Source organism: Amycolatopsis sp. NPDC051716 (genome assembly GCF_040681595.1).
In the GTDB taxonomy this organism is placed as follows: domain Bacteria; phylum Actinomycetota; class Actinomycetes; order Mycobacteriales; family Pseudonocardiaceae; genus Amycolatopsis.
Genome location: NZ_JBFAZA010000034.1, coordinates 43,743 through 53,733, shown reverse-complemented (window position 1 = coordinate 53,733; position 9,991 = coordinate 43,743). Strand labels below are relative to the sequence as shown.

General features: G+C 73.2%; 10 protein-coding genes. 6 read left to right on the top strand and 4 right to left on the bottom strand.

All coding sequences use genetic code 11. The annotated features are described in order from the left end of the window. A partial coding sequence (locus tag AB0M30_RS35915) for a helix-turn-helix transcriptional regulator (protein ID WP_364593393.1) occupies positions 1–496 on the bottom strand: 496 nt, incomplete at its 3' end. A 192-nt stretch (positions 497–688) separates the two neighbouring features. On the opposite strand from AB0M30_RS35915, the gene AB0M30_RS35910 reads away from it, so the two are divergent. Further along, on the top strand, positions 689–1,759 hold the full coding sequence (locus tag AB0M30_RS35910; RefSeq protein WP_364593391.1) for an alpha/beta hydrolase-fold protein: 1,071 nt from the start codon (positions 689–691) through the stop codon (positions 1,757–1,759). A gap of 330 nt (positions 1,760–2,089) precedes the next feature. Here the strand turns inward: AB0M30_RS35910 and AB0M30_RS35905 are convergent, their stop codons facing one another. After that, positions 2,090–3,040 carry a WYL domain-containing protein gene (locus tag AB0M30_RS35905; RefSeq protein WP_364593389.1) on the bottom strand — a complete coding sequence of 317 codons (951 nt, stop codon included), beginning with the start codon at positions 3,038–3,040 and terminating at the stop codon, positions 2,090–2,092. A gap of 63 nt (positions 3,041–3,103) precedes the next feature. On the opposite strand from AB0M30_RS35905, the gene AB0M30_RS35900 reads away from it, so the two are divergent. Continuing rightward, positions 3,104–4,252, top strand: a complete 1,149-nt coding sequence (locus tag AB0M30_RS35900) for an epoxide hydrolase family protein (protein ID WP_364593387.1) — start codon at positions 3,104–3,106, stop codon at positions 4,250–4,252. Between the two features lie 6 nt (positions 4,253–4,258). On the opposite strand, the gene AB0M30_RS35895 is transcribed toward AB0M30_RS35900, so the two are convergent. Next, on the bottom strand, positions 4,259–4,819 hold the full coding sequence (locus AB0M30_RS35895) for a copper resistance CopC family protein (protein ID WP_364593384.1): 561 nt from the start codon (positions 4,817–4,819) through the stop codon (positions 4,259–4,261). 258 nt (positions 4,820–5,077) lie between these two features. Between AB0M30_RS35895 and AB0M30_RS35890 the strand changes: the two genes are divergently transcribed. Then, entirely contained in the window at positions 5,078–5,593 is a 516-nt protein-coding gene (locus AB0M30_RS35890; RefSeq protein ID WP_364593381.1) for an RNA polymerase sigma factor, read from the top strand. A gap of 28 nt (positions 5,594–5,621) precedes the next feature. Then, positions 5,622–6,080 (top strand): redoxin domain-containing protein, encoded by a 459-nt coding sequence (locus tag AB0M30_RS35885; protein WP_364593378.1) that lies wholly within the window; start codon positions 5,622–5,624, stop codon positions 6,078–6,080. A 9-nt stretch (positions 6,081–6,089) separates the two neighbouring features. Here AB0M30_RS35885 and AB0M30_RS35880 read toward each other — a convergent pair whose 3' ends face one another. Continuing rightward, a complete protein-coding gene (locus AB0M30_RS35880; protein ID WP_364593375.1) occupies positions 6,090–6,929 on the bottom strand; it encodes an LLM class F420-dependent oxidoreductase in 840 nt (279 codons plus the stop codon). A 71-nt stretch (positions 6,930–7,000) separates the two neighbouring features. On the opposite strand from AB0M30_RS35880, the gene ligA reads away from it, so the two are divergent. After that, the gene (gene ligA, locus AB0M30_RS35875; RefSeq protein ID WP_364593372.1) at positions 7,001–8,992 is read left to right on the top strand and encodes an NAD-dependent DNA ligase LigA; all 1,992 of its coding nucleotides are present in this window, start codon (positions 7,001–7,003) and stop codon (positions 8,990–8,992) included. Between the two features lie 102 nt (positions 8,993–9,094). Continuing rightward, the gene (locus AB0M30_RS35870) at positions 9,095–9,535 is read left to right on the top strand and encodes a hypothetical protein (RefSeq protein WP_364593369.1); all 441 of its coding nucleotides are present in this window, start codon (positions 9,095–9,097) and stop codon (positions 9,533–9,535) included. Positions 9,536–9,991 lie beyond the last annotated feature (456 nt).

The following is a 9,991-nucleotide window of genomic DNA, read 5'->3' as shown; positions in this document are numbered from 1 at the left end:
AGCCCGCGAGAACTGCGGGCTCGCCAACCGCAGCCGGCTCGCCACCCAGCACAGACCCCGGCACGACCCTGCCCGGCAAAACCGCGCCCTCGCCAACCGCAGCCGACTCGCCACCCAGCACAGACCCCGGCACGACCCTGCCCGGCAAAACCGCGCCCTCGCCAGCCGCCGACTCGCCGACCGCCGCCGACTCGCCGCCCAGCTCGGACTCCGGCGCGCCGGGGATGGCTTCGGCCACCGCGGCGCCGCCGTGCGCCGACTCCGCCACGACACCGCCGGATACGTCCTCCGGCGCCGCGGACCCGCCGACTGCGGCGGCCAGGTCGCCGCCCGCCGCGACCGCCAGGAGCCTCCGGTGGTCCGCCGGGGCGATTCCCAGTGCGTCGGCGAGCAGCTTCACCGTGCCCAGCCGGGGGTTGCTGCCCTTGTCGCGCTCGAGGCGGCCGATCGTACGCACCGCGATCCCGGACCGCTCGGCCAGCTCGTCCTGCGTCATCCCCGCCTGCCGCCGGAATTCCCGCAGCAGCGCTCCGAACCCGCTCGTCACTTCCGCGCATCCCCCCAGCGGCGCCGGTTGCGTTCCCGACCGACCCTAGCGTGCCGACCGGCCTTATTTGGCCGGTCCGCGTCCTGGTGCCCCGACCTGCGCGAACAGCAGGCTCAGCACCGGAACGAGAGGGGAACCACCATGGAAAGTCACGTAAAGCGCTCCGCAGTCCTGACCGCCGTCTTCGCCGCCGCTTCGGTCCTCGCCGCCCCGGTGGCGGCCGCCGAAACCGGGCCGCCGCCCTTCGAGAGCGGCTTCGGGCTGACCGTCACCGAACAGCCCGCGTGGGTCGACGAGACTCACCGGACCTTCACCCTCGCCGTGCGCTCCGACCAGGTGCCCACGCCCTCGACCCTGCCGGGCCAGACCCCGGGGCAGCACGTCCTGATGGTCACCCTGCCCGCCGGCTACGACAACGCAGCCGCCACCCGCTACCCGGTGCTGTACTCCCTGCACGGCAACGCCGATCTGCCCAACACCCAGCGGAACCTGGACATCACCGAGTCGTCGACGCGGTCGGCGCCGCTGATCACCGTGCACCCCAACGGCGGCCGCAGCTGGTACTCGAACTGGGTCAACCCCGGCGCGCTCGGCACGCAGAACTGGGAGAACTTCCACCTCGCGCAGGTCATCCCGCTGATCGACGCCAACCTCCGGACGATCCCGGACCGCACCGGCCGCGCGATCGCCGGCCACTCGATGGGCGGCTTCGGCGCGGTCCACTACGCCGAGCACCGGCCGGACCTGTTCGGCTACGTCGGCAGCTTCTCCGGCGGCCTGGACCTGCAGAACTCCGAACAGCGCGCGGTGGTGGCCGAGACCGCGCTGGATCCGGCGTCCGGCACGCCGACGACGTCGGTGGACGCGATCTTCGGCCCGCCGATCTGGCCGTTCGACGGGATCTGGAACGCGCAGAGCCCGGCGCAGCACGTCTCGGCGCTGCGCGGCATGGGCGTGGCGCTCTACATCGGCAACGGCGGTGACCTGACCGTCGATCCGCTCCACGCGGTGGTCGAGAGCCGGGCGCGGGAGACGAACCTGGTCACCGCGGCCAACCTGACCGCCGAGGGCATCCCGTTCACCTTCGCCGACTACGGCGACGGCAGCACGTGGGCGCCCGGCTGCACCGGCAAGCACAACCAGCAGCCGTGCCTGCAGGCGGACATGGACCACTTCGTGGGGCTGCTCATGGCGGCCCTGCGGCACCCCTGATCTTCCGGGCCGGGCGGAGACGGGGGCCGCCCGGCCCGGATCCCCCTCCCCGGAAGGAGGCCCGATGGCCGCGAACCACCGGTACTGGTGTGGCGAATGCCCCTACCGGACGCCGTGGCTGACCGAGTCGGAAGGTGCCGCGTGGCAAGCCCGCCACTACGCCCGGCGGCACGTGCCGACGCCACCCGGCGGCCGCGTGGAGGTCCGGGGGAAGCGCAGAGAGGGCGGCGGCTGCGTGTGGCTCGTCGCGGTGCTGTTCCTGGTGCTGCTGCTGGCTTCCACGTGCCGCCAGGAGGCCCGCAGCGCGCCGCAGCCGTGTGTCGCGGCGGCTCAGCCCACCGCCTTGCCGAACCTCGCCGCCAGCGCCCGGACGTGGTCGACGAGCTCCGGTGGCTCGTGCACCTGGAAGTCGAATCCCTTGCCGGCCACGTAGATCGCCAGCTCGTCGAGCGAATCGGAGCCGGCGCGGAGGGTACAGCTGTGCTCGTCGATCGGCTCCAGCGCCGCGGTGGTGGGCGCGATCCGCTCGGCCGCGGTCTCGGCGCTGACGTGCAGGGTGAACCGGCCCTGGTAGCGGTAGGCCGACGTCGAGATCGCGCGTGAGGTGTAGCCGCCGAGGTCGGGGTCGGGCGGGGTGCGCGGGGTGAACCGCGGGCCGGTGGGCGTGCGGGGTTCGAGGCGGTCGACGCGGTAGGTGCGCCAGTCTGCGCGGTCGACGTCCCAGCCGAGGAGGTACCAGCGCCGTCCGGTGTGCACCAGCCGGTGCGGCTCGGTCGTGCGGACGCTTTCGGTGCCGTCGTGGGCGCGGTAGCCGAAGCGCAGCCGGACCGAGTCGCGGACGGCGGCGGCGATGGCGGTGAGGGTGTCCGGGTCGGCGGTGGGGCCGGTGTTGGCCAGCGGCACCGTCGCCGACCGCAGGGCGTTGATCCGGTGGCGCAGCCGCGACGGCAGCACCTGTTCGAGCTTGGCCAGCGCGCGCACCGACGTCTCCTCGATGCCGGTGATCGAGCCGCCCGCCGCGGTGCGCAGGCCCATCGCGACGGCGACGGCTTCGTCGTCGTCGAGCAGCAGCGGCGGCAGGTCCGCGCCGGCGCCCAGCCGGTAGCCGGCGGTGCCCGCGGTGGCCAGCACCGGGTAGCCGAGCGCGCGCAGCCGTTCGATGTCGCGGCGCACGGTCCGCGGGGTGATCTCCAGGCGTTCGGCCAGTTCCGCGCCGGACCAGTCGCGCCGGGCCTGCAGGAGCGAGAGCAGACGCAGCAGCCGTGCCGAGGTTTCCCACATGCGGTTCATTCTGCTCTTCGCCTAGGACCGAATCTGACCTAACCGGCTTCTAGGGTTGGACTCATGCAGAACACCGAAGAGATCCGGCCCTTCACCATCGACGTCCCCCAGGCCGAGCTGGACGACCTGCGCGACCGGCTCGCCCGCACCCGCTGGGGCGCGGACCTGCCCGGGGTGGGCTGGAGCCGGGGGGTGCCGGTGGGCTACCTCAAGGAGCTGGCCGGGTACTGGCGCGACGGCTACGACTGGCGCGCCCACGAGCGGAAGCTGAACGCGTTCCCGCAGTTCGTCACCGAGATCGACGGGCAGGACATCCACTTCCTGCACGTCCGCTCCCCCGAGCCGGACGCCCTGCCGCTGATCCTCATCCACGGCTGGCCCGGGTCGATCGTGGAGTTCCTGAACGTGATCGGCCCGCTGACCGACCCGCGCGCCCACGGCGCCGACCCGGCGACGGCGTTCCACTTGGTGATCCCGTCGAACCCGGGCACGGCCTTCTCCGGGCCGACCCGCGAGCCGGGCTGGGACACCGGCCGGATCACCCGCGCGTTCGCCGAGCTGATGCACCGGCTCGGCTACGAGCGTTACGGCGCTCAGGGCGGCGACACCGGCGCCGTCGTCGGCCCGGGACTCGGCCGGCTCGCCCCGGACAAGGTCGTCGGCGTGCACGCGAACGGGCTCTCCGCGTTCGACGCACCGGACGACGGTGCCGAGCTGACCGAGGCCGAGAAGGCCCGGCTGGAGCACTTCACGTACCTGCGGACCGAGCAGTCCGGGTACGTGGCGATGCAGACGACCCGGCCGCAGACGCTGGCGCACGGGCTGCACGATTCCCCGGTGGGGCAGCTGGCCTGGATCGTCGAGAAGTTCAAGGAGTGGACCGACCCGGCGGCCGAGCTGCCGGAGGACGCGGTGGACCGGGACCTGTTGCTCACCAACGTGATGCTCTACTGGCTGACCGGCACCGGCGGGTCGTCGGCCAACTGCTACTACGAGACCGCGCACGCGGGCGCGTGGGGCGCGAGCGAGCGGTCGCCGGTGCCGACCGGGGTCGCGGTGTTCCCGCTGGACGTGTCGATCCGCGGCGCGCTCGACCGCGAACACACGATCGTCCACTGGTCCGAATTCGGCCGGGGCGGCCACTTCGCGGCGATGGAGGCGCCCGACCTGCTGGTGGACGACGTCCGGGCGTTCTTCGGCGAACTGCGGTGAGAAGCCTTACGGCCGTCGTCGCACCAGCCGCAGCGCGACGACGGCCGCGGCCACCACGACCAGGACGGCGACGAGGATCCACACCCAAGCCGGAACACTGCCGCCGAGGTCGCTCGCCGGCGTCGGAGTCGGCGTCGCCGAGGCGGCGCCGGCCGGTGCGGCGGCCGGCGACGCCGGCGCCGCGGAACTGGCCGAGACCGGCGCGGTGAGCGTGAAGTGGACGGCGGCCGTCACCTTGTCGCCGTCGTCCGACACGACCTTGTAGGTCAGCGTGTAGGCGCCGGCCGGGCCGGACGGGGTCACCGGGGCCGTGATCACCGCGTCGACGACCGCGGGGGTGCCGACCGTCCACTTCGTCCCGTCCGGGCCGGTCACCGAGATCGGGTCCGCCTGCAGGGTGACGGGCTCTTCGAAGGTGAGCTCGATCTTGCTCGGCGCCGCGGCGAGGCTCGCCCCTTCGGCGGGCGAACTCGACTCGAGCTCGGTGTGGGCCGACGCGGGCCCGGCCGTCATCAGCACGCCGCACAGCGCGAGCAGGAAGGCTCCGGACAACCGGGCGATCTTCATGCGGGTTCCTCGATCCGATGGTGGCCGGCGACATCCGTACCGGAGCAGTTTCGCAGGGCCCCGTCGCCGGCGAGGCGCCGGTCAGGGCGACACCGCACGACCTCGGTGTTCCCGGCCGCGGCGAGCAAGGCTCTTTCCTTCCGCTCCGGAATCGCGCCGAGCCCACCCGCCGGGTCGCTCTCCCGGACCGGCGGTGAATCCTTTCGGGGTGCCGGAGCCTCTTATAGGGGTGAGGTCAGGCCGACAGGGAGAGATGCGATGGGTTGGGTCAGCGAGCAGCTCGTCGAAGCGGCGCAGGGTGGCGACCTCGAGTCGATCACCGCGGTCGTGCACGGGGCCCACCCGCACGTGCGGCGCTTCGCCGACCACCTCTGCGCGTCGCCGCAGGACGCCGAGGACGCGGCGCAGGAGGCCCTGCTCGTCCTCTACCGCAAGATCGGGTCCCTGCGGGCCTCGGCGGCGCTGGCCTCGTGGATGTTCCGGATCGTCCGGAACGAGTGCCTGCGCCGCGCCCGGCGCCTGCTCGAAGACGCCGCCGACCCGGGCCTCGCCGCGTCGGCCGAAGACGAGGTGCTCGGGCGGCTCGAAGCCGAGCGCGTCGCCGAAGCCATCCGCGCGCTGCCGGACGTCCAGCGCCGCGTGCTCATCATGCGCGACGTCCTCGGGCACCCGGGGCGGGCGGTCGCCGGCGCGCTCGGGCTGAGCACCCCGGCGATGAAGTCCCACCTGCACCGGGCCCGGGCCGCGGTCCGGGCCCGGCTGTACACCGCCTGAAAACCCCACCCGTGAAAGGAAGTCCACCGTGCTCGAAGCCGGATCGCCCGCACCGCGGCTGGTGCTGGAAGACACCGACGGGCAGACCGTCCGCCTCCCCGGCCACCACGCCGTGCTGCTCTACTTCATGCGGTCGACGACGTGCCCGGTCTGCCGGCGGCACGTCCGTTCGCTCGCCGAGGACGCCGCCGCGCTCGAGGCGGCCGGCGTCCGGGTCCTGATCGCCGTCCCCGAGGACCGCGCGACGGCCGCCGCGTGGCGGGCGGAGCACGAGATCCCGTTCCCGGTCCTCACCGCTCCCCGCGGCACGCCGCACGAGCTGGCCGGGCTGAACCGGGCCGTCTTCGGCGCGCTGCAGCGGTCCGGCAGCATCCTCGTCGACGCCCAGGGCGTGATCCGCCACGCGCACAGCGCCACCCTGCCCACCGGCAGTTACGACCGCGCGGGCATCGCCGCGGCCGTGGCCGCCCTGGGCGCCCCGGCCTGACCGGGCGGTTCAGCGCAGCGGCTCGAGCGCCTTCGCCAGCGGCTCCAGCACGCTCGGGGTGTGCGGCGGCGGCAGGTACACGATCGCCAGGTCCACGCCCGCTTCCCCGAGCGCCTCGGCTTCGGCGGCGACCTTCGCGTAGTCGAGGTCCGGGTCGAGCCGGACGTGCGAGGACAGCGTGATCTCCGCCGGGTCGCGGCCGACGTCCGCGCAGTGGCGGTGCAGGACCTCACGCTTGCGGGTGAACTCCTCGGGTGTCCCGCCGACGAAGTTCCAGTGCTGGGCGTACTTCGCGGCCGTGCGCAGGGTGCGCTTCTCGCCGCTGCCGCCGATGCAGATCGGCGGGTGCGGCCGCTGGACGGCCTTCGGCTCGCAGCGGGCGTCGGTCAGCTGGTAGTGCTCGCCCCGGAACGTCGTGGTCTCCTGCGTCAGCAGCCCGACCAGGACCTCGCACGCCTCCTCGAACCGGTCGCTGCGGGCCTTGATCGAGCCCAGCTCCATGCCGTACGCGCCGGACTCCTCTTCGTTCCAGCCGGCGCCGACGCCGATCTCCAGCCGGCCGCCGGAGACGATGTCGAGCGTCGCGGCCATGTTGGCCAGCAGCGCGGGGTGGCGGTAGTGGATGCCGCTGACGAGCGTGCCCAGCCGCAGCCGCTTCGTGGCCTGGGCCAGCGCGGTCAGCGTCACCCAGCCTTCCAGGCAGGGTCCGGTCGGGTCGGAGAAGATGGGGTAGAAGTGGTCGAAGGTCCAGGCGGACTCGAACAGCTCGATTTCGTCCGCGGCCTGCCAGACGGCGAGCATGCCGGCCCATTCGGTGTTCTGCGGCGAGGTCTTGATGGCGAATCGCATGATCTTCATCGTAACCCTGGAGTTCTTCCAGGATGCGGTTCTTGTCGGGGGTGCCCGGTAACGTCCCCGGGGTGAACGCTCAGGAACGCATCCAGGAACTCGCCGACCGCATCACGGTGCTGCGTGACGCCTACTACCGGGGGTCGCCGCTGGTGGCCGACGCGGAGTACGACGCGGTCGAGGACGAGCTGCGGAGCCTGATCGAGGCGCACCCGGACCTCACGCCCGACCCGAACCCCCTCGACCAGGTCGGCGCGCCCGGGGTGCTGCACGCGCCGATCCGGCACTCGCGCCCGATGCTGTCGCTGGAGAAGGCGACCAAACCCGAGCAGGTCGAGGCGTTCTTCGACCGCTTCCCCGGCCAGCCGGTGGTCGTGATGCCGAAGCTGGACGGCCTGTCGCTGGCCGTCGTCTACGAAAACGGGCGGCTGGCCCGGGCCGTCACCCGCGGCGACGGCACGACCGGCGACGACGTCACGATGCTCGTGCGGGCCCTCACCGACGGGATCCCGGAGCAGGTCGGCGCGCCGGGCCGCGTCGAGGTCCGCGGCGAGGCCGTCATGCTGCGCTCCACCTTCGCCGCCTACAACACCGCGCACCCGGACAAACCGCTGATCAACCCGCGCAACGCCGCCGCCGGCACGCTACGCGCGAAGGACCCCGCGACGGTCGCCGAGCGCCGGTTGCGGTTCTTCGCCTTCGACCTGTACACCGAGCCCGACAGCGCGGAGACCGATCTCGGCGGCGCGCTGCACACGCTCGGCTTCACCGCGGCCGACATGCGGCGGTGCGCCGACGCCGCCGAGGCGCAGAGCGTGATCGGCGAGATCGAACAGCAGCGCAACGAGCTGGACTACGACCTCGACGGCGCCGTGCTGCGGCTGGCGAGCCGGGACGCGTACGCGGCGGCCGGCACCCGGTCGAGCTCGCCCCGCGGGGCGCTGGCGTTCAAGTTCGCCGCCGAGGAGAAGACCACCGTGCTGTCCGATGTGGTCTGGGACGTCGGCAAGACCGGCAAGATCGCCCCGGTCGCCTGGCTGGAGCCGGTTTTCGTGGGCGGGACCACGGTCACCCGCGCAACCCTGGCCAACCAGGAGGTGATCCGCGCCCGCGGCATCAAGATCGGCGACACCGTGCTGGTGCGCCGCGCTGGTGACGTGATCCCATTCGTCGCGGGCGTGCTCGACGCCTCGAAGCGCACGGGCGCCGAGCGGGAGATCGTCCCGCCGGAGGTGTGCCCGTCGTGCGGGCAGCCGCTGACCGAGCAGGGCAACAGCCGGGAACTGTTCTGCACCAACGTGTCCTGCCCGGCCCAGACGGTGCGGCGGCTGATCCACTGGGCGTCGCGGGCGGCGGCGGACATCGACGCCATCGGCGGTGTGTGGATCGAACGGCTGGCCGAGGCGGGCATCCTGGAGCACCCGTCGGACTTCTACGGGCTGACGAAGGAAAAGCTGCTCGAGTTCGACCGCATCGGCGAGGTTTCGGCCACCCGGATGATCGAGTCGATCGACGCGAGCCGGGCGGTCGGCCTGCGCCGGGCGCTGATCGGGCTGGCCATCCCGATGGCGTCCGAAGGCACGGCCGCCCGCCTGTGCCGGGCCGGGTTCGGCTCCCTGGAGGACGTCGTGGAGGCGGGGGTCGAGGGGCTCGTGGCGGTGGAGGACATCGGGCCGAAGGTCGCCGCGTCGCTGATCGAGCACCTCACCCGGCTGCGCCCCGAGCTCGAGCGCCTGCGGGAGGCGGGCGTTTCGCTGGACGTGCGCGAAGAGGACCTCCCGCCGGTCGTGGCGGCGGGCGCGCCGCTGGCGGGCAAGACGGTGGTGGTCACCGGCTCGATCAGCGACCCCCGGTCGGGCGAGAAGGTCCCCCGCCCCACGTTCCAGCGGCTCTGCGAGAAGGCGGGCGCGACCACGGCGACCTCGGTTTCGGCGAGCACCGACCTGCTCATCACCGGCGCCGACGTCGGGGCGAGCAAGCTGACGAAGGCCGAGAAGCACGGCGTCGAGGTCGTCGACCAGGGCGAGATCTGGCAGCAGCTGATCGCGGCGGGCATCGTGTAGCCGGCCCGGTGTCTCGCTTCCCGGACGCGGGTCACCCGGTCGTGGAAACCAGCCAAGCGCGACACTGAGCGTGAGTACCCGACTTCGTCCGAAGGGACCGCGATGACCACGTCCGACCTCATGGTCGCCCGCCAGCTCGGGGTGCACGAGTTCCTCACCGCCCGGGGCTGGCTCCTCGAAGGCGACAGCGACCCTGCGCGGGTGTGGTTCGCCAACGACGTCCACGCGGGCTGGTACTACCCGGAGACCTACGGCGGCCGGCAGATCAACGACGTCGGCGACACCACCCCGGTGCGGCTGCAGAGCTACTTCACGTTCGGCAACGAAGGCGAGGAGGTCTTCGCCCTGGTCCCGGCGGGCAACCTGCGCGGCAGCGGCTGCCCCGACCACGACACCGGAGAGCGGTTCTTCCCGCTGACCGCGGCGGGTGTCGTGGACCTGGACGAGATCGCGACCCTGCTGGACACCCTCGAGCCGCGCGCGCGGTCCCTCGACCCGCGGGCGTTGATCGAGTGCCGGTACTTCGGTCCCTGCGGGCGGTGACCGGCGCCGGCGCGGTGCTGGGCCGCGCCGGCGCCGCCGCTGCTCGCGGAGGTTCGCCCCCGCTTTCATGGCCGGGCGCCCGGCTCGGCTACCCGCAGCGGTGCAAGGCCGCGCCCGCGCCGCCGCCGCTCGCAGAGGTTCGCCACCCGCCCGGATCACGATCAGCCGAGCCCAGGCAGCTACCCGGACGCCCCTGCCAGGCGAACCGGCGAACCCGCCGCAGCGCAAAACCGCCCCGACACCACCGCCCGCACAGGTTCGCCACCCGCCCGGATCACGACCAGCCGAGCCCAGGCAGCTACCCGGACCGCCCGCCAAACGAGCCGGAGTGCGAGTGGCGAGCCCGGCGCAGTGCAGGACCGCGCCCGCGCCCCCGCTCGCGGAGGTTCGCCACCGCCCGGGCTCGGCCGGCCGAGCCCGGGCAGCTACCCGGCTCGCCGCCCGGCCCGCGAGCCG